At 63.4% G+C, this 19,564-nt stretch carries 23 protein-coding genes; 13 read left to right on the top strand and 10 right to left on the bottom strand.

All coding sequences use genetic code 11. The annotated features are described in order from the left end of the window. Positions 1-96: 96 nt before the first annotated feature. Both J2X36_RS25765 and J2X36_RS25760 read left to right on the top strand, forming a co-directional pair. The gene (locus tag J2X36_RS25765; protein ID WP_310354947.1) at positions 97-240 is read left to right on the top strand and encodes a hypothetical protein; all 144 of its coding nucleotides are present in this window, start codon (positions 97-99) and stop codon (positions 238-240) included. Between the two features lie 116 nt (positions 241-356). Further along, the gene (locus tag J2X36_RS25760; protein WP_310354946.1) at positions 357-3,044 is read left to right on the top strand and encodes an AAA family ATPase; all 2,688 of its coding nucleotides are present in this window, start codon (positions 357-359) and stop codon (positions 3,042-3,044) included. Positions 3,045-3,431: 387 nt separating this feature from the next. Here J2X36_RS25760 and J2X36_RS25755 read toward each other — a convergent pair whose 3' ends face one another. Next, positions 3,432-4,700: an MFS transporter gene (locus J2X36_RS25755; protein WP_405029861.1), complete on the bottom strand. Its 1,269-nt coding sequence runs from the start codon at positions 4,698-4,700 to the stop codon at positions 3,432-3,434. A 45-nt stretch (positions 4,701-4,745) separates the two neighbouring features. Here J2X36_RS25755 and J2X36_RS25750 point away from each other — a divergent pair, with 45 nt between their 5' ends. Together J2X36_RS25750 and J2X36_RS25745 are read left to right on the top strand one after the other, a co-directional pair. Beyond that, positions 4,746-5,642, top strand: a complete 897-nt coding sequence (locus tag J2X36_RS25750; protein ID WP_310354944.1) for a LysR family transcriptional regulator — start codon at positions 4,746-4,748, stop codon at positions 5,640-5,642. Between the two features lie 569 nt (positions 5,643-6,211). Beyond that, positions 6,212-7,498, top strand: a complete 1,287-nt coding sequence (locus J2X36_RS25745; protein WP_310354942.1) for a site-specific integrase — start codon at positions 6,212-6,214, stop codon at positions 7,496-7,498. Positions 7,499-7,661: 163 nt separating this feature from the next. Here the strand turns inward: J2X36_RS25745 and J2X36_RS25740 are convergent, their stop codons facing one another. The 3 genes from J2X36_RS25740 to J2X36_RS25735 all read right to left on the bottom strand — a co-directional run bounded on the left by J2X36_RS25740 (position 7,662) and on the right by J2X36_RS25735 (position 9,820). Further along, the gene (locus J2X36_RS25740; RefSeq protein ID WP_310354939.1) at positions 7,662-8,123 is read right to left on the bottom strand and encodes a hypothetical protein; all 462 of its coding nucleotides are present in this window, start codon (positions 8,121-8,123) and stop codon (positions 7,662-7,664) included. A 603-nt stretch (positions 8,124-8,726) separates the two neighbouring features. After that, entirely contained in the window at positions 8,727-9,047 is a 321-nt protein-coding gene (locus tag J2X36_RS26955; RefSeq protein ID WP_405029860.1) for an HGGxSTG domain-containing protein, read from the bottom strand. Next, complete coding sequence (locus J2X36_RS25735) at positions 9,044-9,820, bottom strand: hypothetical protein (RefSeq protein ID WP_310354937.1); 777 nt, start codon at positions 9,818-9,820, stop codon at positions 9,044-9,046. Before J2X36_RS25735 ends, J2X36_RS26955 begins: the two co-directional genes overlap by 4 nt. A gap of 207 nt (positions 9,821-10,027) precedes the next feature. On the opposite strand from J2X36_RS25735, the gene J2X36_RS25730 reads away from it, so the two are divergent. From J2X36_RS25730 to J2X36_RS25700, 7 genes are all read left to right on the top strand, one after another. Next, the gene (locus J2X36_RS25730; RefSeq protein WP_310354935.1) at positions 10,028-10,462 is read left to right on the top strand and encodes a MucR family transcriptional regulator; all 435 of its coding nucleotides are present in this window, start codon (positions 10,028-10,030) and stop codon (positions 10,460-10,462) included. 89 nt (positions 10,463-10,551) lie between these two features. Beyond that, the gene (locus J2X36_RS25725; protein ID WP_310354934.1) at positions 10,552-11,286 is read left to right on the top strand and encodes a hypothetical protein; all 735 of its coding nucleotides are present in this window, start codon (positions 10,552-10,554) and stop codon (positions 11,284-11,286) included. Between the two features lie 498 nt (positions 11,287-11,784). Continuing rightward, complete coding sequence (locus tag J2X36_RS25720; protein WP_310354933.1) at positions 11,785-12,084, top strand: hypothetical protein; 300 nt, start codon at positions 11,785-11,787, stop codon at positions 12,082-12,084. Between the two features lie 65 nt (positions 12,085-12,149). Next, positions 12,150-12,527, top strand: coding sequence for a hypothetical protein (locus J2X36_RS25715; protein ID WP_310354932.1), 378 nt, complete (start codon positions 12,150-12,152; stop codon positions 12,525-12,527). Between the two features lie 181 nt (positions 12,528-12,708). Next, positions 12,709-12,972: a hypothetical protein gene (locus J2X36_RS25710; RefSeq protein ID WP_310354930.1), complete on the top strand. Its 264-nt coding sequence runs from the start codon at positions 12,709-12,711 to the stop codon at positions 12,970-12,972. Positions 12,973-13,208: 236 nt separating this feature from the next. Next, positions 13,209-13,478 carry a hypothetical protein gene (locus J2X36_RS25705; protein WP_310354929.1) on the top strand — a complete coding sequence of 90 codons (270 nt, stop codon included), beginning with the start codon at positions 13,209-13,211 and terminating at the stop codon, positions 13,476-13,478. A gap of 70 nt (positions 13,479-13,548) precedes the next feature. After that, positions 13,549-13,821: a hypothetical protein gene (locus J2X36_RS25700; protein WP_310354927.1), complete on the top strand. Its 273-nt coding sequence runs from the start codon at positions 13,549-13,551 to the stop codon at positions 13,819-13,821. A 463-nt stretch (positions 13,822-14,284) separates the two neighbouring features. On the opposite strand, the gene J2X36_RS25695 is transcribed toward J2X36_RS25700, so the two are convergent. Next, a complete protein-coding gene (locus tag J2X36_RS25695; RefSeq protein ID WP_310354925.1) occupies positions 14,285-14,422 on the bottom strand; it encodes a hypothetical protein in 138 nt (45 codons plus the stop codon). Positions 14,423-14,519: 97 nt separating this feature from the next. Between J2X36_RS25695 and J2X36_RS25690 the strand changes: the two genes are divergently transcribed. Then, positions 14,520-14,888, top strand: coding sequence for a hypothetical protein (locus tag J2X36_RS25690; protein WP_310354924.1), 369 nt, complete (start codon positions 14,520-14,522; stop codon positions 14,886-14,888). 475 nt (positions 14,889-15,363) lie between these two features. Here J2X36_RS25690 and rmf read toward each other — a convergent pair whose 3' ends face one another. Beyond that, positions 15,364-15,489, bottom strand: a complete 126-nt coding sequence (rmf, locus tag J2X36_RS25685; RefSeq protein WP_405029862.1) for a ribosome modulation factor — start codon at positions 15,487-15,489, stop codon at positions 15,364-15,366. 279 nt (positions 15,490-15,768) lie between these two features. Between rmf and J2X36_RS25680 the strand changes: the two genes are divergently transcribed. Then, complete coding sequence (locus tag J2X36_RS25680; RefSeq protein ID WP_310354921.1) at positions 15,769-16,314, top strand: response regulator; 546 nt, start codon at positions 15,769-15,771, stop codon at positions 16,312-16,314. Positions 16,315-16,400: 86 nt separating this feature from the next. On the opposite strand, the gene J2X36_RS25675 is transcribed toward J2X36_RS25680, so the two are convergent. The 4 genes from J2X36_RS25675 to J2X36_RS25660 form a co-directional block, all read right to left on the bottom strand. Then, complete coding sequence (locus J2X36_RS25675) at positions 16,401-16,916, bottom strand: MucR family transcriptional regulator (RefSeq protein ID WP_310354920.1); 516 nt, start codon at positions 16,914-16,916, stop codon at positions 16,401-16,403. Positions 16,917-17,015: 99 nt separating this feature from the next. Continuing rightward, entirely contained in the window at positions 17,016-17,258 is a 243-nt protein-coding gene (locus J2X36_RS25670) for a DUF6894 family protein (protein ID WP_310354918.1), read from the bottom strand. Between the two features lie 506 nt (positions 17,259-17,764). After that, on the bottom strand, positions 17,765-18,034 hold the full coding sequence (locus J2X36_RS25665; RefSeq protein ID WP_310354917.1) for a hypothetical protein: 270 nt from the start codon (positions 18,032-18,034) through the stop codon (positions 17,765-17,767). Positions 18,035-18,266: 232 nt separating this feature from the next. After that, positions 18,267-18,806, bottom strand: a complete 540-nt coding sequence (locus tag J2X36_RS25660) for a hypothetical protein (protein WP_310354916.1) — start codon at positions 18,804-18,806, stop codon at positions 18,267-18,269. Positions 18,807-19,564: the final 758 nt, after the last annotated feature.

Genomic DNA, 19,564 nt, shown 5'->3' with positions numbered 1-19,564 from the left:
GATCGGCTCTGGACGGCCGTCGGCGATCTTCTCGACGCCTTCACGCCAGCCGAGTGCGCCAACTACTTCGCCGCCGCCGGTTACGATCCGGAGTAAGTGGAAATCGCTCTAGAAGGCTACCGCAAGCGCGGCGGGGGCCCCGTCTACCGCAAGCTCGGCCTTAAGACCGTCCGCTATCACCGTGACGATCTGACCGCCTGGGCTGAGGCCGGCAAGCGGCGCTCCGTGCACGAGAGCTGAAACGAAAAAGGCGCCACCAAACCAGCGGTCGGCAGCGTCTTTCCTCCAAACCTGATCCCTACGCGGCCTGATCTTGCAGGAGCTTGCCGCATGGGATCGTCACTGAGGCGTATCTAATGCATTGCCCGAATACCGTCTCCAGCTCAACCTCGACTGCACGCACCGGATGTAACAATGTTACAACGATCGTAAATTCTACTGGCGAGCCTCACAATCTCACCATCGCCCTGGCCTATGCACGTCACGGCTTGGCCGTTTCGCGCGCCTGTGGCGGCGCGGAGCCAGACGGTGGGCGAGACTGGGGTTCCTTGCGTCTGACATCTGCCGCGCCGCCCCAGCCCAGTCACACCAAAAGACGTGGGCGGTTGGAGGCACCAGTCACGCAGCATCGTGGCGGAGGGGATCGGCCCACAACCGACGAGGTAACGATCCGCGCATTGTGGCGCGAATTCCCCGGGTCCCTCCCCATGGTGCACCTCGGCGAACAGGTCATTGTCCTCGACTGCCCGGCTGAGCGAGTAGCCGAAGCAAAGACTGTTCTGGCTGGCCTGACCGGGGATGAGGGTGCACTTGCCGTCGGGATGCCCGATGGCGGTATCCGGGCGGTCTATCGCTTTCCTCGGACACCTACCGGGATGAGGCGCGTTGAGAAGCGCGCGCAGCCGTTCCCCGGCGAGGTTCGGATCACCGACCGCGTAGTTCTGGACGGCCCTGTCCTAGCCTCTCACCTCGCGTCTGAACCCTACACGCTCATCCCGATCGGCCCGCGCATCTCGCTCCGTGACGGCGACCCCGTGAGCGCCATCCCGGAGGCGCCCCCTGCGCTGTTCGCTCACCTCGGCTTCGCGTTCGAGCCCATCCCCGCGCCTCCTCCGCCTCCACCCCCTCCTCCCCCCGTCGAGATGGCAACGGTGGCGCTCGACTTGGACGACCATGCTCTCGTCAACAGAGCCCTGGCCCTCGCCCTCCCGCTGGAGATCGTGAGCTTCGGCGACGGGAGCGCTCGCACGCGGTACAGCCATAACGACCAGTATGAGGGACACAGTCGGCTGTACGCGTTCGACCTAGCCTTGCTCGGCCGGACATTCCGCAGCCGGCGCGAAGCGTCGTGCGACCCGGATGTCGTGCTCGGCCAGCTCCCCAAGCATCAGACCGGTCGGGGCCACCTCATCACCGCGGCCCTCGGCGCGCGCGGCGCACGCCTCGTCACACTCGACACGCCCCCTGGCCTATACCCCGACACGGCCGCAGCCGACATCGCGGCGGCCCTGCGCATGCCGCTAGAAAGCGTCGTCGTTGAGCGCAGAGGGGGCGAGCTAGAGGCCATCGGTTTTGTGGTGGACGATGCAAGCCTTCGGGCCCTGTTCCCCGAGGGTGGGCCCGCCTTCCCGTACGCGTGGCAGATCGATGACGCCCGCATCATCCTGCCCGGCCTCCCGCACGCTGACGGCGACGATCGCTCATGGGACGCGCCCGCCGGCCTGGACGCATTCCTCTGCGCCCTCGCCGCGCCGCTGGCCAAAGCCTCGCCGGAGCTGGCCCGCTGCGTCGCGAACGATGATCGCCTGCCCCAGCTCCTGCGCGCGCGTGCGGCGCCGAAGACGGTGGGTCCGCTGCCGATCGACTACGCCGACGACGACGGCAACATCACCCTGGCCACGCGCCGCTCGCCGCTCCCGAGGATGATCCTCGAAGGCTTCATCCCCCGCGTTGGTCTTGTCGTCTTCGCTGGCCCGTCTCACGCCGGTAAGACGTGGGCCATCGCCTCGCTACACGCGTACATCGCACGCGGCGAGGCCGTGGCGGGCGCGACGACGGCGAAGGCCCTCACCATCCACCTCACCGCCGACGATCCTCACGACAGCTTCCTGGCCCGTATCCAGGGCTTTCAGCAGGCCCATGGCCTCGACGGCATGCCTTACGTCGCGCGATCCGTGCGCGATAAGCCGCTGCCCGGCCAAGTCGGTCGGTTCGATCCGCGCAACCCGGCGCAACGGGCGGCCTTGATCGCCTACGTCCGACACCATCAGGCTCAGCACCAGCCCTCTGCGACGCTCATCAGCATTGAGACGCTGCGCAAGATCATGGGCGGGGGCAGTCCGAAGAACGACCAGGACGTGGACCAGCTCTACGCTGCGCTGGAAGAGATCGCTCAAGCCTGCGACGCCGTAGTCCTCGTCTCGCACCATCCGCCCAAGAGCGAGACCAGCGCCTTCGCGGGCGACGGCTCCATCTACAACGGCTCCGACGCTTTCATCGAGGTGCAGCCCTTCGGCGCGCGCGGCATCCGGCTCACCGCAGACAAGCTGCGCGCCGGCCCGAACGGCGCCATCCTTGAAGGCCAGCGGGTGGACTTCACCTATACGGACAGCGACGGCACGGAGGTGCAGTCCGCTCTCATCGAGTGGAGGCGCTACATCCCGGCAGGCAGCCCGCGCGGCGCTCAGCGGACCGCCGGCGACAGGCAGGCTGGCGAGGACCAGGATGGCGACACGCCTCCCAACCCCGCCAGGACGCGCGAGACGGCCCTTCTGCGCGCGGTGCGCGAGTGCCTGGACCGTGAGCCCGTTGAGCATGATGACGGCACGGGCCATCGCGTGATGGCGGCCGGCGCTGACGCGGTGCGCGAGGCATTCCGCGTGCTGGTCTACGGCGAGGCGGACACGCGGCCGGACACGGTCCGCAGAGCGTTCCAACGCAGCCTGGGCGCCCTGTCCGGCAGTGCCGGACCGCTGCGCACATCAGCAGGCCGCAAGCTGCTCTGGCTCGCCGAACCCGAACCGGCCGGACAGGAAGAGGATTAGGAGCGGGAGCCGGACAGCACGGACACGGACGACGGACACTCCCCCTAGGGGGGAGATGTCCGGTTGTCCGATGTCCGGTGCATGGTCCAGGCGCTCCACGCGCGCCCTATGGCCTTCCTTTTAGATAAAAATCGAGAGAAGCGCCGTGCCTCACGTGACCTCACTGTCGGGCCTCAGCAACTCGCTCTCATGGCCTTCACCCTCGAACGCGCCCCGTCACGCGTGACAGGACAGGCGCCCTGGCGGCGCCCGTCCCGTCCCGGTGACGTGCCGCTCGTCGGGCTGGAGCGGCGGAGATCACTGACCATGGTTTCAGCAGCTACTGGTTCAAATCTGACGCTTGGAAGGGTCCGCTCTCGACCCTTCTCGGACGCTCGGAAGGTCCGGTTACGGCGAGGAGTGCGGGCGCCGAGCGGCAGAGCGCGCCGCAAGGAAGGCCACTAACGCGGAGCCACACAGGATGGCAGCGCTCAGGGCGAAGGTCGCCTGATAGCCGCTGCTGTCAAACACAAGGCCTCCGGCTGACGCGCCAAGCGTGATGGCGAGCTGGACCGCCGCAACCATCAGCCCGCCACCGGCCTCGGCGTCGTCGGGCAGGACCCGGCTCAGCCAAGTCCACCAGCCAACCGGCGCAGCGGTGGCGATGAAGCCCCACAAGGCGAGCAGCACGCCAGTCCCGGCGGCCGACGACCCGATCCACACCAGCGCAACGGCGATGGCGGCGAGCGCGAGCGGCATCGCGACGAGCAGGCCGTACAGGCGGGTCTTCACCACAAGGCCGATCAGATAGGTGCCAGCCATTCCGCTCGCGCCCAGCACCAGGAGGATCAGCGACAGGGTCGAGACGCTCACACCCGTTACGGTCTCCAGGAAGGGGCGGAGATAGGTGAACAGGGCGAACTGGCCGACGAACAGCAGGGACACGGCCAGGATGCCGAGCGGCACCGTCCGGCGGCGCAAAACCCGAAAGGCCGCGGTCGCGCTGGACCGACCCTGCGCGGGCATGGACGGCAACGTCATGGACAGCCACACGAAGGTCAGCGCCGCCAGCGGGACGACGGAGAAGAAGGCTCCGCGCCAGCCGATATACTGACCGAGGAAGCTGCCCAGCGGTGCGGCGATCGTGGTCGCCAGGGCATTGCCGCCATTCAGGAGACCGAGGGCCCGCGGCACGTCGTCCTCGGACACCAGTCGCATGACGATGGCGGCCGACATGGACCAAAAGCCGCCGATGACCACGCCGACGAGAGCGCGGCCGACCATCATGACCGCGAAGTTTGGGGCGAAGGCGACGACCAGCCCTGACACCAGCATGACCACCGTCAGCGCCAACAGCAGCGTCCGGCGATCTATGCGCTGCGTTGCCGACGAGATGAACAGGCTGGTCAGAACGGCGAACAGACCGGACACCGCGATGGCCTGCCCGGCCTGACCTTCAGTCAGCCGCAGGTCCGACGCGATGGGGGTGAGCAGGCTCACAGGCATGAACTCGGACGCGATCAGCGTTCCGACGCAGAGCGTGAGCGCGAAGACCGGGCTCCATCCGGCAGCATGAGAGGAAGCGGCTCGTGGCACGTGCCGCGCGGGCTCGGCGATGACCGCCGGAGAAATGACATCGACTGGCATGGCCGCCAGATAGCGGGCGCGGACGGCCACGATTAGCCGCTATAATCAGCATGAACCTTTAAGGGCAGCTTCAAGATGTCCAGACCACCCCTGGCCGACCTCGGCGCCTTCATCGCGGTCGCCCGGGAGCGCAGCTTCACGCGCGCAGCAGCGCAGTTGGGTGTGTCGCCGTCCGCCCTCAGCCAGACCATTCGCTCCTTGGAGGAGAGGTTAGGAGTTCGACTGCTGACCCGAACAACGCGCCGCGTCGCACCGACCGATGCAGGGGAGAGACTGATTGCGACCGTGGCGCCGCATCTGGAAGGGATCGAGAACGGCTTGGCCGCCCTGTCCGAGCTTCGCGACAAGCCTGCAGGCACCATCCGGATCACGGCCGTCGACCACGCGGCCGAGACGATCCTATGGCCCGCCCTTGCGGACTTCCTTGCCGAGTACCCAGCGATCCATGTCGAACTGATCGTTGATAATACGCTGCGCGACATCGTCGTCGAACGCTTCGACGCCGGAATTCGGATGGGTGAACGCGTCGCCCGGGACATGATCGCGGTGCGGATCGGACCTGAGATCCGAATGGCCGCGGTTGCAACGCCCGCCTATTTCGAGAAGCATGGTAGGCCGAAGGTCCCGCAGGACTTGGCGACGCATAGCTGCATCAATCTGCGCATGCCCACGCTGGGCGGGGTCTATGCCTGGGAATTCGAGAAGGGTTCACGCGAAATCAACGTGCGCGTCGAAGGGCAACTGACCACCAACGACATCGCGGTAATCAAGACCGCCGCGCTTAATGGCCTCGGCCTGGCCTTCATGCCCGAAGATGTCGCGCAGCCGCATCTCGATACCGGCGATCTGGTCCGGGTGCTGGCGGACTGGACACCGCCCTTTCCTGGCTACCACCTCTACTATCCAAGCCGTCGGCAGCAATCGCCGGCGTTCGCCTTGCTCGTGGAGGCGCTCCGGTATCGCGGCAGTTGAAGGACGTGCACCGGACGTCCGCTTTCCCCGTCGGCGGCCTGACGCGTCAGCAACCGAACCAGCGACAGAGCCCGACGTCGGCTTCCTGGCGGCATGGCAATAGCCGTTTCCCACCGAGGCTGTGTGAAAACGCGGAGCTCGTAGAAGGATTTCCCCCAAGTTCTCTGAGCAGTGCCGGAATGGGCATTCCATCGACATCGAACGGCTGTTTGGCCCTCGATCGCGGTCAGGCAACCTAATTTGCTGCGGTGAAACACCCATGACCTTAGCAGGGACGCTATCCCGCACCAGAGCGTCACCGCGCGGGTACGAAATGCAGCTTGTTCTTGGGTACGAGCGAAGAAATTTCCGCAATGATATCAATGCTTAGCGCCGATGGCGCGCCCTACGGGAATCGAACCCGTGTTTTCGCCGTGAAAGAGTGAAAACAACTCCTTTTGCGAATGACTGCGAACATCGACGGACTGCTAACATGCTGTGGGAAATATGATAAGCATCCTTGTTCGTTCGCCCGCATTCGCGTACAGCCTTTCCGTACATTTTCCGTACGTCTTGGAGGCCCCTCCCCTATGGCTCGCACGGTTCGCAACGCGAAGATCGACAGCCGGTCGGCCCGTGCGAAGCTCGCCGAGCGTCGGGAACCATACTGGACGGTGATCTCCGCCGGCTGTGCCATTGGCTATCGGAAGGGCGCGAAGGGCGGCACCTGGGTCGCGCGCATGCGCGATGAGGCGAAGCAGCACTACGAAGCGCTTGGGGCAGCCGACGACAGCCGCGATCCAGACGGCCTGACCGTCTTCTCGTTCTCGCAAGCACAAGAGCGCGCACGCGACTTCTTCACTCGTAAAGCGCGTGAATTGGCCGGGCACGCCGAGCCTAGCCAAGGGCCCTACACAGTCAGCGCTGCCGTCAGCGACTATCTCGCCGCGCGTGAACGCCGTGGGTCGAAGGGCGTGCGCGCAGACCGCTATGCTGCCAATGCGCGGATCATCCCGGAACTCGGCTCCATTGAGGTCGCCAAGCTCACTGCCAAGCGTATCCGCGACTGGCACCACAAGGTGGCTGAAGCGCCAAAGCTCCTACGGACAGGGAAGGATGCCGCCGCTCAGAAGACGGCTCCAGTCGACAGCCGAGACTCAGAGGCGGTCAGGGCGCGGCGATCTACAGCCAACCGGCTTCTCACAGTTCTGAAAGCTGCGCTGAACCATGCCTTCCATGAAGGGAAAGCGGCTTCAGATGAGCCATGGCGGAAGGTGAAGCCGTACCGCGAGGCCGACGCGGCTGTGGTGAGATATTTGTCCGCGCTCGAATGCCTGCGCTTGGTGAACACCTGCGAGCCTGCCTTCCGCAACATCGTACGCGGAGCGCTGGTCACGGGCTGCCGGTACGGAGAACTGACGCGCCTCAAAGTCACGGACTTCAATCGAGACGCCGGCACCGTCGCGGTGCGGCAGTCGAAGGCTGGCAAGCCGAGGCATGTCGCCCTGAACACTGAGGGGCAGCAACTCTTCTCGGCTCTGACGGCTGGTCGAGGTCCGCGTGATCTCATATTCACTCGTGCTGATGGTGATGCCTGGGGCGTCTCGCACCAGCAGCGACCGCTCATCGAGGCATCCGAACGAGCAAAACTCGATCCGCCGGCAACCTTTCACATTTTGCGGCACACCTACGCCAGCATCCTTGCGATGCGTGGCGCCCCCATGGGTGTGATTGCGGCCCAGCTAGGTCATGCCGACACACGGATGACGGAGAAGCACTACGCACACCTTGCGCCTTCCTACGTCGCGGACACGGTGCGAAGTGCCCTGCCCGCCTACGGCATCGTTGATGGCGCGGCGGTCGTAGCCATGCGCTGAGAGGATCGGGCACAGCTATTATAGCCGTGGCGTCCTCAAGGACGCCGGCCGACGATTGCCCGCATTAGGTGATCTCCTGAGCGATCCGACCCATTGCTCTGATCCAGCTGTTCATTTCGCGCCGGTGCTCGGTGGCTTGGGCGTAGCCCATCGACATGAACGGCTATGCAGGAGGCTGTTTGCAGTTCACGGGCGTAAGCACGGTCTCGTCCCCGAGTGGCCCCCCAAGAACGTAGAAAAGGCCATTCACGCGCGCTTGCTCGCCCTTGAGAGAACGCATCTTCGGATTGATCCCCTCAATGAGTTTCGGTGTGGCATCCATGGACACACCAGAGTTCGCTGGGAGCCCATAGCGGCTGTATGTCTGCTCAATGACGTACTGGCGCCCCTCGCTTCCGACCAGGATTTTAACGTAGCCGTCCGGCTTGAAATCGTTCACCTCAGGGCCCTGCAAGCGCCAGAAGCGGCTCTCTACCTTCAGCACGCGGAAGCGCCGGCTGCTGAATCCATCTGATCCTTCCTCTACTAGCTCTAACCCATCGAGTGGGCATCCAAGGACAGGTTTGGCCAGCGAAGCCTCGACGCTCAGAGCTGCGCCAATCAGACCGACAACGATGGCGCGCATGTTCTGCTCCAGGGCGGTGCCTGCATTTTAGCGACAGGCTGCGATTTTGAGGCTGAGAGACGTGAAGGGACCGGCTAGGACATAATCGAGTTCGTCACCTACTTTGACCATTTCTGGCTGCCCTTCCCCCCATGCTACTCGACTGCGGAATTGCGAAGGTTCGTTCGCCCAACTCACGGGCGCGATTGCTGGGGCGCCATCGACATGGTCGCGCCGGACAATGAACGTCCCACTTCTGCCACGCAACTCGTAGCCTTCGTACCCGACGTTCATCATCACGCCTCGGGGTTTGCTGAAGTACATCTTTCGGTGCGCGGTGTAGCGATGCACCCTGAATGTCTTGCCAATGAGGTCTGTGCGTTCGACAGGCTGACTGGCGTATCGCACGCCTGTGTCTTCTACGCGCACTGTAGCGCGATCTGCGGGACAGGATCTTGGTGCTGCTCCTGCTACACCAGCACTCAGAACCACAGCGGTGAGGCTAACCGTACCTCGGAGCATCCTTGCAGCGAAGGCAGTCTCCTCAGCAGCCTGCCGCATCATTCTAACCAATCGTTCAGTTCCCACCTGTTGGTGTCCCGCTGTTTTCTTCGGGGCTTAAAATCAGCGCAGCAGCGCCATCGCCTTAAGATCGAGAAGCAGTTGGATGGCGGCTCGGCGAACAAGGCGCGCCTCTCGGCGCTCTGCGCGGGCCTCTGTCGAGTAATGGCCGTGCTGCCAAGTCGAGCGCCGTGATCGTGCCAACCCGGCTTCCGTTCGAGGTCCCGTGCTCTTGCCGCCATGCATCCGGCACCGGCCGTTCGGCATTGCTGGCTGTAGGCAGGATCCGCCATCCCGCCGCTTCGCCCCGCATCGAGCAGCCGCGAAAGCACCCTGCAGACGGGCGCACCCATTCGGGGCATGGGGTTCGTTGGGCGAAATCACTTGCTCCCCCTCTTGCGTTTGGGAGCCCCCCTCCCGCCTTCGACCATCCCGCCAATCACCGCCTGCCCGCCATCCGTGACGTGGTTGTGCTGGAACACGAAGGTCTGCTTCCCGCCGGTCCTGAGCCGCTGCAGAGTGCCGAGCCCTGCTTGATAGGTGCTGGATATCCGGGAGACCGCACCGACGAGACGGCAGGCTTCGACGTTCGCCGCTGCACGCTTCCTCGGATCCGGCCCTGCCACATCGAGGCGTTCCGTCGCCCGGTTCAGTTGCTGGGCCAGCTTCATGGTGGAGACGTGCAGGGCGGCAAGCTGATGGGCCAGCATCCGTTCGAGGCTGTCTCGCGCTTCCATCGTGTCGGCCGTGTCGAGGCCGATCGTCAGGGCGCCCGCGTCGTTGAGAAGGTCGAGGCGTTCCCGACTGGCATCGGCGGCCACGTAATCGGGCTTTTCGAGGGTATCCACCAGAACGAGGGCGGCGTCCTCGGCCGCTTGCGCCATCGGCACGAGTTCGCTTCCGGCGCCTGGCCGTACCCGTTCTGCCGGCAGCTTCTCGCGTGCCTGCGCCTCGCATCTGTCCGCGAAGGGGTCCGGCCCATGCGCCTCTGCCCGGATGCGAGCGGCACCCATCATGGCATGGCCAGGGTTCACGCGAGGGCGTTCCGTCTCAGGCCGCGGCAGGAGCTTGGGCGCGGCAGCGGTGCAATCCTTCGCCGCCGCTTCCAAATCCAGCATGTCCTGGACGTGCTCTGTGAGGACTTCACCTGTATCCATCACCCACGTCCTCGGAAGATCGCTTCTGAGCGTACCTCATCATGCTTCTCTGGCACAACAACGCGCGGTCGAATATCAGAGATTTTCTGCTTCAACGGTTCAACATGCATCTGGTCGCGGCTGTATGAGAGGCGAGTATTAAGACGTTTTCGACTGATTGGGCAGGTCGGCGAGAGCGTTCATTTATCTAAGGCACATTTCGCCGAAATGGCGGCTGCAATCGTGTCGGCGTACGTGGCGAACAGCTCTTTGCAGCCGGTTGAGCTGCCAGCGCTCATTGTCAGGGTGCACGCAGCGCTCAACATCCTCGGCAGCAAGTACACAGCAGCCGAAGCGGAAACCGCCACAATGCCGGCCACAGCTCAGGTTCGCAAATCGATCACGCCGGATGCGCTGATCTCGTTCATCGACGGCAAGTACTACAAGACGCTCAAGCGCCATCTCTCGACCCACGGGCTCGACCCCTACAGCTACCGCCAGCGCTACCGCCTGCCCAACGACTACCCGATGGTGGCCGCCAGCTACGCCGCCCAGCGCTCGGGACTCGCCAAGTCCGTTGGTCTGGGACGCCAAGGCGGGCGTGCAGCGTCGGAAGAAACCGCGCAAGCTCCGAAGGGCCGCGGGCGTCGCAAAGCGGCCTGAGACTAAATCTGCTCGTCCAGTGCGAGCGGGCTCAACGCTCGGCAGAGCTGCCAGTTGCCCTGCTGAGCACCGATGCTTACAGCGCCCCGATGGCTTCGGATTGGCGCGCGACGCGCAACTTGCAGGCTCGGCTGCGGCTCGAACGCGCCTTACCGCCAATCTTTCCCGCTCCCGTGCTTCAGCACGCGCTGTCGCGCCCGCTGATCCCGCCCACGCCTCGTCTCGCGGTCGAGAGCTACTGGCGTAGTCACATCCTGAGAGCTGACCGCTTGGCCCGTGGTCTTGCAACTCGCTCCGGCACTCCGGCCGGCTGGACGTGGCAGCTCGGCCCGGACACGGGCAGAGATCTGCAGGCCGGCTTTCGAACACCACCAGCTCCCTACCGCGAGCCCAGCTACGCGCTCGGACGCGGTCACTGCTGCATCTGCGGCCAGCCGGTCTACCGCTTCGGCTGGCACACGGATCTCTGGGGCGCTGGGATCCCGAACAAGAATGCGAGCTGGCACTCCGCGTGTGTGGCAGCCTGGAAGCTCTGGCTTGCGCCGAGTGATCAGATGAAGGCGCTGAAGAGCCGTCAGCGACACCGATGTGCTGTCTCGGGCAAGCGCCTGCTGCGTACGGCCGAGGTCGATCATCGCCTGCCGCTGTACCGCGTCTGGCGCGAGCATCGCGGCGCGTCCTGGCCGAGCCTGCTGGCGTTCTGGGGCGCGCCGAACCTGCAGGTGATCAACCGCTCCGTTCACGTCTCAAAATGTCAGGACGAGGCGGGAGAGCGGGCTCGTGTCAAGCGGGGGATCGGCCCTGATGCGGCGGCCGACGGTTGAGCACTGCACGACCGCGAGCGCTCACGCTGGAGGACGGCTCACTGCCCCGCGGTGCCGCCCGGATTCTGAGGGGCGCGCTCATTAGGGTCAGCCGGTTTGCCGGAGCCGGGGATCTCTCTGCCGGCTGCGGTTGGTTCCGCGGTCGGCTGAGCCGCGCCTGTGATCTCGCCGCTCTTCCGCAACTCGCCCTTCGCGCTGTCGTTCGCACCTGCCGCGCGCGACGGAGACGCGCCGTCGGACGGCTGCGCTAAGGCGGGACTTGACGCGGCCAGAACAAGCAGGGCGGCGAGGCTGGCGAGCGTGGGGCGCATCATCGGACGAATCTTCAGAGAAGTGGAGGCGGTTCAGGTGAACGCGAGAGAAACTCGACGTCACGGCTGAGAGTTCAAGCTTCTGACAAGTGGCCAGCTTCAACCATCTCAGCTGCGTCGGCCGCTAGGCATTGATGAGGGCGCCGCTGACGGCTCCGAGTTGAATGAGTGAGAGCAGCGGCAGGACGTGGATCAGGACAGCGACTACCGCGAGCGTGGCGTGGTTGATGGTCGTGCCTGCATTGCCGACATCGAGGCCGAGAGCATGGCGAAAATCCTGCTCACCGGCCGCAGCGACGTGGCTTTCTCCGAGATCCTCGTGAGGGCTCTGGCCCAATCTGTGGCGACGCTCAACCTGCGCGGATGGAGCGATGCTGCCGAGCGCTGCGCCGAGGGCTTCCTACAGGGCGCCAACGACGCCGTGGCAGCATTGCAGTCGAAGTTCGGCGAAGAGAGTGCAGCAACGACCGGCCATCCGTTGCTGTGACCACTCTGCCCTAGCGACTCGGCTGCCCGACCCCTATCCCGGCGCCTCCTCAGCCGCCGAGAGCCATGTCCGCCTCCCCTGCCCTTCAGCTCGTCCCGTCTCAGGTCCAGGCGTGGCGCGATGCCTTCTCGCGCCTGAAACCGTCGTCACCGCCCTGTCCTGGCCTGTCGCAGCCAGCCTGGCTCTCGATCCAAGCCTCGGCGCTGGATTTCCTCGACCGCTACGGCGCGCAGGCGGTGGATCTCGGCTGGACTGCGCTTGACCTGTTCGGCGTGCATCCGACCGCCGGCACGCTGAGAGCGGATCACTGCGGCGCGCTGATGCTGAGCGGCGCCCAGACCACAGGGCTTTCGGCCGACGAGATGAAGCACGGCCTCGTCACCTACTACCGGAACACCCCGGGCCGGCCGGTGGGAATCCCGGTCTGGGAATTTAAGTGGTGAGCCCTATTCTCGCGGCATGACCACGAAGACGCCACCCCGCAGATCGACAGCTACAGCGCGCAGGAGTTGCGCGACATTGCCGAGCGCGCGGACGAAAGGCGCCAGGACGGCTTCATCGTGCCGCCCGGTGCGGTGGACTTGTACGCCGAGGCGCTGAGAGCGCTGGCCCGGGAGCGCGCACGTGGCTGACGAACACACAACCGGCGGCCTCTTCAAAGCCAAGGCGATCACCGAGGATGAGGTGTTCGCTGCGGTCGACGCCTACATGGCGGATCCAACCACGGCGCTGTTCATCATGGGTGACGGCTATGGTCTCGACCTGAATGCAGCAGTCCGCTCGCATGCCTGGGCCGCGCAGACTGTCGCCAACCCCGATGCGACGGATCACCTGAAGCGGGCCGCGGTGCGCACGGCGATCCTGCTGGCTCGGCCGGAGAAGCGGTAATGCTGCCCGTCTTTGAAAGTTCGGTTGGAACGATCGTCTTCGCTGGCGCGGTTGCCCTAGCGGCGATGGGCCTTGTTGTTGTCCTAGATGCCTGCGTGCTGCAATGATCCTACCGGCGCGCCCGGAGCAGCGATGAAGGACTTTCGGTCGGACCGGTACGTCCGTGGCATGCTGATCGGCGGCCTCGTGCTCACAGTGCTCATCGTGGCTGCCATGTTGATCATCTGGCTGTCCGCATGACCGAACCCCTCCGCTACCGCGCACCCTGGCGCGTCGTCGAGCTTGAGGACGCCTACCGCATCGAGGACGCGGACGGTCTCACTATCGGGTGCCTGTTTTTCACCGAGGATACTGATCAGATCGCCTTCTCCGGACGCCTGTCGAAAAACGAGGCGCGGCTCGCTGCGGCAAGGGTCGTTGAGATCTCAGACTTCGAGCTTGCCCTGATGCAGCTTCGTGCGGAGCACGGCGAGGTGCAGTCTGCCGCGCGTCAGGCGAAGCGGTGAGGCCATGCGCGCGATCGGCAGAGGCCCGTCAGTCCCGCGCCGCCTCCGCAACCCGCGCCGGAGCTACGACTTGGAAGGCCGGGAGTGCGAGCCGGCCACGGTCGCCAACGCGCGCCAAAACGGAGCCCGCGGCATCACCGTGCGATGCGCCTGCAATCACGAAGCGCTGATCCCGTTCGAGCGACTGCGCCCCGACGAGTACGTGCCGGATGTCGCGCTGCGCTGCCGCTGCATGGCCTGCGGCGGACGGCGGATCGAAAGCTATCCGGATTGGTCGGGTGGCTGGCGACTGCGGGCAGATGGCTTACCGCAGACGAGTTCGCCCCGGCCTGTAAGCGAGTGAGGGCCGCGTTTCAGCGTCGTTAGAGCAGCACCGCATCAAGAGCTTTCCAGACTGGTCGGGCGGCTGTCGCAGCAACTCGTAGCGGAGCGACAGCCATCACAGTATGTGGCAGCCTCCTGCGCGTTTGAAGGAGTCAGTCCTTCTTCGCAGGCTGATCCTTCGGCTGCTCACTCGTCTTCGGCGCCGCCCACGCCTTGGCCATGGCTTTCGCGGCTTCCCTGCTCACCCTCACGACCCCGCCTCCATGGTAGCCATGAGAACCAACGGGGCGGGGCAGACATCGTTGCAGAGGCGCGTCGAGGCTTGTCAGTAGGGTGAACATGAACCGCGACCGGTCCTGGGGTGGGCCGGATGCGGCGTGATCTCAATGCGAGCCAGGCGAAGCCTGCAGCGGTGACGTGAGGTGCCAAATCATCAAAGGGCAACCGAACGCGGCAGAGCGCGCGGTCGATCGGACTGACGCTCAGATCTCGCTTTCGCCGGGCTCGACGCGTCCCCTCTCCCGCATCACCGCACCCGGCATCTCGATCGCAGCGAGAGTCCAGATCTTCCCGGCGCAGATGGAGAGGGTGAGGAGATCGGCGAGACGGGGGTTGGCCAAGGGCACAAGCCTCGCTGTTTATTTCGATTCGTATCAGCAAGAATTATGTTAGTCAGGCTGCAGCAATTCTGCGATGTCGGCCGATCGAGCGCGCGAAATGACTGCCTTTGCCTATCTGATGCTCAAGCTGAAATGGCTGATATTCGGCTCTCAAGCTGATCGAAAAGGCCGCGCAATGGCCGATAACGCCGAGAGGGGTCAGTCATCCGGCCCAATGGTCTACTATAGGCGGAACTTCGAGGAAGACTACAACGCCGCTTCCGCGATGCTGCGGGGACGGATGAATGCCAGATACCCGGATAGCTACCACGCTCGCCTCGGCGGCGGCGGCAACAACGCCTACGACTATGGCGACAAGCGATCCCATGCTGTTGACACCGCATCCACGGCGATTGCTCAAGCTCTGCGCGGCGGCGCTACTGTTTACGAAGCCGCAGAGGCTGGAGCAGCCAGCGTCGGCATCTGATTTGCAAGCCGCAGCGGTGCCGTCAGAGGGAGCAGGTCGAACATGGTCAGCCCAGCTCCTTAAGTCTGTCGCACATCGAGGTCGAGGGGAGGTCGGTCCGAGTGGTTCCGAGTAATATATTGCTATACATTTCGCAAGAACATCACTTAATATCTTGATGCTGATTTGTTGACTAGCATGACCCGGAATCCCGCCAACCAAGTTGCATAAATTGTTTTTGATGCCCGAACGAAAAACCCCGCGAGCCGTGAGGCGGCGGGGCAAAAGTTCGTCCTTGAGGTTGGCCCCGCTAGCGCTGTTCGGCGAAAACATCGCGAGCGATGCCGTGTCGGGTGTGCGGGCCGACCGAGGCAGCTTCGACCTCGACACCGAGGGCAGCCATCGCAAAGGTAAAGTGCGAGGCGCACGCGAGGACCCACCTCGCTGCAGGGTATGCTTGTGCCTGAGAAGTTCAGGCTGACGACGGGGGCAAATCCTAGGCTCGATCTCGTGGCATCCCATCATAACCTTCCATCCAAGACGCGCGCTCCTCGCTGTTACGCGGATACGGGCAAGCGTCTTTCGGACGGCCATGAATGCGCGCCCATGCGCCTTGCTGCATGGGATCGGCGTGCGTGTAACAGGTGCCTGCCATGGCGATCGCTCTGACTTCCGCCCCAAAAAACAACGCTAGTGAAGCTCTGCAGATCCCACATTATTGTGCAAGCAACCATTTACTTGCCGCACAACTGATTTGGCGGCAATCCAAGTAAGAATTTGATTTTTGCTACTGCCAAGCTGAAACCCTTCACGGCTCACGACATTTCCTAAAACAAACACAACATGGATTAAGCGTGAGTCCGGTGCGTGAGGGGCGTCTCACCTCCGGAATGGAGGATGGATGCGCCAAGCCAGCTCTTTACTGCCCGCCCGTTTGGAACCAACCGCTGCCGTCACCCATGGCGTTGCCCGTGGTCTGGCTGATAGCTGCGAACTTCCAGGCGAGGAACTCCCGACCCGCATGCAGGAGCTTGTGCAGCATCTACGAGAGCGTGAAGCGCCCAAGCCCACAAAGCTCGTTCTCATTGTCGAGGACGATCCTGACGTACGGGATCTTGCCATGGCTCTCCTCGATGAGACTGTTCTTGATGTCGTCACGTGTGAGAGTGGCGAAGCAGCCGTTCAGTTGCTCAAGGAGCGCGCCGAGGACATCGCCATGCTCTTCACCGACGTGCAACTGGCGGGATCAATGGACGGCATCGAGCTTGCCAAAGCAGTGAACGGGCTGTGGCCAAGCATCCACTTGGTTGTAACTTCTGGCCATACCGCGGCTCAGGTCGCCGATTTGCCCGGTGAGGCTGTCTTCATGGCCAAGCCCTGGCTGGCCTTGGATGTGCTGAGAGAGGTCGATCGAGCCGTGCGTCACCCCGAACTGCCTATCAGATGATATCTCCGTCCCAAGAAAGGCCCGACACGGCGAACCGGGCAGGCTCTTAGGCTGCTGTTCTGTCCCAGCTGGCTTGATCGAGTAATTCACTCCGCAGCGGCCGGTTCGGCGGCCTTGCGGCGGCCACGCGGCTTGGCAGACGTTAGAGCTGTCGACTTTTGCGTGTCCTTCGCAGCCGCCGCAGTTGCAAGCTTGCGGCGCTGCTGTCCGAGGCCCAGGCTCTTGGCGAGCGAGGAACGCGCCTCCGAGTATGCGGCCGTCACCATCGGGTAGTCGCGTGGCAGGCCCCACTTCTCCCGGTAGCTCTCCGGCGTCAGCCCGCGTGTCGTCAGGTGGCGACGCAGGGTCTTGTAGGGCTTGCCGTCCTCGAAGCTGATCAGAGCGCCGGGCGTGATCGACTTCCGAATTTGGACCGGCGTCGCCTTCGCCTCGGGCTCGCTCGGCGCTGTGGTCTGGTTCAGACTGGAGACAGCAGCATGCACGCTTGCAATCAGGCTCGGCAGGTCGGCCACAGAAGTGTGATTGTTCGATAGGTATGCTGAGACGATATCGGACGTGAGATTGATGTAGTTGCTGTTGGCTGCGTCTTGAATGTCTGACATGGCGAGATCCCGGTTGCCTCTCGCTTGCGTCTGTGCCGTTTTTCGCTCTCCCCGGCAATCTTCATTCCGGCATAAAAATCTCTGCCCACCTAAAAACAGCTATTCAGGCAGCTTCCACTCACCGACCATGCTGAGTGTGGCGGTGTAGAGCGTGGCACCTTGTTCATCCCGGATGCTCACGCAGAAGGTGCGCCGGTCGCCATCCGGGATCTTCTCCCGCGCCATGTCAGGTAGCATCGTGATCGCGGCTATGCGGGCGGCCGCTGCATCGACGAACTCTAGACCTTCGTCATCCTCGATGAGCACATCGTCGTCGTTCGAGTCTATGAAGAACCGCGGCATGCCCCACCCCAGATAAGCGGAGGGAGAACTGAGGTTTGTAGCAGTGGTTCCATCGAGCGCGGTGGAGAGGCGCAGCAAAGATGCGGCGCATTCGGCCTGGCGTGGGCGACTTGGAGCATGCTGAGAACATGTCAACTGCACTTGTCAGGCCAGCAAACCAAACAAGAACATACGTAGGGTAAATGTCGACTGCGGTGAGCAAATTTTGCTTATTTCGAATAGGTCGATTGTTGAAGGCTGACCGATTTTTGCTCATTCTTAGCCGCGTAGATGCTCCCCGTGCTGCGCTGTTGGCGCGGCAATAGCGGCGCCACAGCAGACATGAAAAGCCCCGCAAGCCGTGAGGCTTGCAGGGTTCGTCATTTCGTGTCTAGAGCCCAATTAGAGCCGTGCCCGCCCGCGTTACTACTGGTGCGTTGACGTATGAACGAGTAGCCGATGCCTCAAGCGTTGTCCGTAGGCCTACGCAAGCGTGCCGCGGCGGGACATTACGTCCGGGACCGAGGCTATTGAACTGCCTTCGACATTGCTTCGCTCGCAAGAGCCTTCGGGTTAGCCTTGCAGTATGCACGTACCTTGTTGTCGAGAGCTGCCGCTTCCGGGTCGGCCTGCATCGCCGCCTTGTCGGATGGACTCATCGCGGCCTGCATCTGTGCATCGGCTTTGAGATAGTCGGAGCAACTCATATCGGCCTGCGCAGATGCGACGGAAGGCAGGAGCATAGCGCAGAGGATGAGAGCCGAAGCGCGGATTTGTGACAAGCGTGACTTGGACATAAGGTATGACTTCTCCGGAGTCTGTAGTTCTGAGTTTGGAGACAACCTGAAAGCGCCGAACTGCCAAGCCGCGCCACCATGTGGATGGCTGTCTGCTGGCATGGCCCCGCTCAGCCGAGCGGCATATTTTGACCCGCTCGGCTCTCGCGGTGACGGGCTTTCGGATCAAGAGCGCGATGAGCCTTGCGTGAGCAACACATGTTAAGCTCGCGCAGCCTTTTCTGATTTCCGGCTACTGCCCTAGAGGCTGGATGCTTTTCAGGATCGAATCTAACTGTGCAGCATACTTTTTCTCTGCTGACGGTGAGCCCCAATATGTCAGGAGGCCTATCTTCGTCGGCGAGAGGACGGCGATCGTCAGGCTGACCTTCGCGACTTTACCGTCGTAATCGCCAGTCCAGTTAATATCAATCATATCGATGCCATTGATCTTGCCTTCTCCGCGTTTCTCCGAAGCAGGATCAATTTTAACACCGCTTTCAGCCAGGAATTTAACGCCATCCAATACGACCTTGTCGGTGTTCTTAACATTCCCAATTTCAAAGGCGACATAAATTCCCGTATCAGGTGAGTTGGCCTGCACACCCTTTGCGATCTCTTCCGGCTCCCAAGCGTCCGGGAGTGTAATCGTTACAATGGGTTTGCTTTCGGGCAGTTCGAAAGATTTCGCAATGGCGAAATTCGTCAGCAGACCAACCATGAGAACGGCCGCAGCTGTGGATTTCATGAACTTCAAAATGCCCCCCTGTAGAACCCGGTTCGGCTCGCGCACTCCTCATCAACGGTGGACACCCAGGAGTCGAGGGGTACATATACGTATGCGTCCCTGATCCACCGTGATGTGCTTCAGATCGAGCTCCCCAGAATTCAGGAGTTCCGGCTCACTTCAGGTAGCCCTTCCCTTTAGATGCTCGGTGAGGGCGACGCGGATCTGCGAGGCGCTGGAGCGGCGTGGGCTGGCTGAGCAGGGTGGAACGAAGGCGCTTCCGCGGTGGAGGCCGCCCAGACACGACTGAGCCCGCCACGGCAGAGGGGTTGGGATGCCGGGCGGGCTCAGGTGAGAGCGAGCAAGGGGGCGCACTCCCGGATCGGACGATGGGCGATGATTGTTGCTGAGGCGTAAAAAGCCCCGCAAGCCGTGAGGCTGCGGGGCCAGCTGCTGAGTATCCGATGAGAGTGCGACCCCGCCGGCACGATGAAACCGGGAAGGGGCACCAGCGAGGCCGCGTTGGAGAGTGGGGGCATCCCTCCAATCACTCCAGCATGCTTGAGCTAAGATCCTGAGCCTTCACTCAGGTGAAGCGTGGCAAGAGAAAGCCCCGCGAGCCAGGAGCTGCGGGGCAGGAGTGAGCCAACTGTGAGAGTGGCCCCGCCGACGTCGGACCGGGGGGATAGACCTAAGCCGACGGGGCCATGTCGGGTGATCGAAGCCGACGGGACTGTCAGGAATTTCGTGTTGGGCGGCCATAGTGGACCCGAAGGAGGTCCCCGATGGCACGACGGAAAGCACCGCACATCCCTGACGCGCTC

Origin of the sequence: Methylobacterium sp. BE186 (genome assembly GCF_031457035.1) — a bacterium.
In the GTDB taxonomy this organism is placed as follows: Bacteria; Pseudomonadota; Alphaproteobacteria; order Rhizobiales; family Beijerinckiaceae; genus Methylobacterium; species Methylobacterium segetis.
Note: the sequence above shows the minus strand (reverse complement) of the source record. Positions and strands in the feature narration are given on the sequence as shown.

What these genes read in the sequence shown, in the direction of transcription:
- J2X36_RS25750 (WP_310354944.1), top strand. Translation starts at nt 4,746, where the DNA reads ATGTCCAGACCACCCCTGGCCGACCTCGGCGCCTTCATCGCGGTCGCC.
- J2X36_RS25670 (WP_310354918.1), bottom strand. Translation starts at nt 17,258, where the DNA reads ATGCCGCGGTTCTTCATAGACTCGAACGACGACGATGTGCTCATCGAG.
- J2X36_RS25715 (WP_310354932.1), top strand. Translation starts at nt 12,150, where the DNA reads ATGTCCGCCTCCCCTGCCCTTCAGCTCGTCCCGTCTCAGGTCCAGGCG.
- J2X36_RS25725 (WP_310354934.1), top strand. Translation starts at nt 10,552, where the DNA reads ATGGCTTCGGATTGGCGCGCGACGCGCAACTTGCAGGCTCGGCTGCGG.
- J2X36_RS25705 (WP_310354929.1), top strand. Translation starts at nt 13,209, where the DNA reads ATGACCGAACCCCTCCGCTACCGCGCACCCTGGCGCGTCGTCGAGCTT.
- J2X36_RS25665 (WP_310354917.1), bottom strand. Translation starts at nt 18,034, where the DNA reads ATGTCCAAGTCACGCTTGTCACAAATCCGCGCTTCGGCTCTCATCCTC.
- J2X36_RS25740 (WP_310354939.1), bottom strand. Translation starts at nt 8,123, where the DNA reads ATGCGCGCCATCGTTGTCGGTCTGATTGGCGCAGCTCTGAGCGTCGAG.
- J2X36_RS25675 (WP_310354920.1), bottom strand. Translation starts at nt 16,916, where the DNA reads ATGTCAGACATTCAAGACGCAGCCAACAGCAACTACATCAATCTCACG.
- rmf (WP_405029862.1), bottom strand. Translation starts at nt 15,489, where the DNA reads ATGCAGCAAGGCGCATGGGCGCGCATTCATGGCCGTCCGAAAGACGCT.
- J2X36_RS25735 (WP_310354937.1), bottom strand. Translation starts at nt 9,820, where the DNA reads ATGGATACAGGTGAAGTCCTCACAGAGCACGTCCAGGACATGCTGGAT.
- J2X36_RS25745 (WP_310354942.1), top strand. Translation starts at nt 6,212, where the DNA reads ATGGCTCGCACGGTTCGCAACGCGAAGATCGACAGCCGGTCGGCCCGT.
- J2X36_RS25760 (WP_310354946.1), top strand. Translation starts at nt 357, where the DNA reads ATGCATTGCCCGAATACCGTCTCCAGCTCAACCTCGACTGCACGCACC.
- J2X36_RS25680 (WP_310354921.1), top strand. Translation starts at nt 15,769, where the DNA reads ATGCGCCAAGCCAGCTCTTTACTGCCCGCCCGTTTGGAACCAACCGCT.
- J2X36_RS25690 (WP_310354924.1), top strand. Translation starts at nt 14,520, where the DNA reads ATGACTGCCTTTGCCTATCTGATGCTCAAGCTGAAATGGCTGATATTC.
- J2X36_RS25730 (WP_310354935.1), top strand. Translation starts at nt 10,028, where the DNA reads ATGGCGGCTGCAATCGTGTCGGCGTACGTGGCGAACAGCTCTTTGCAG.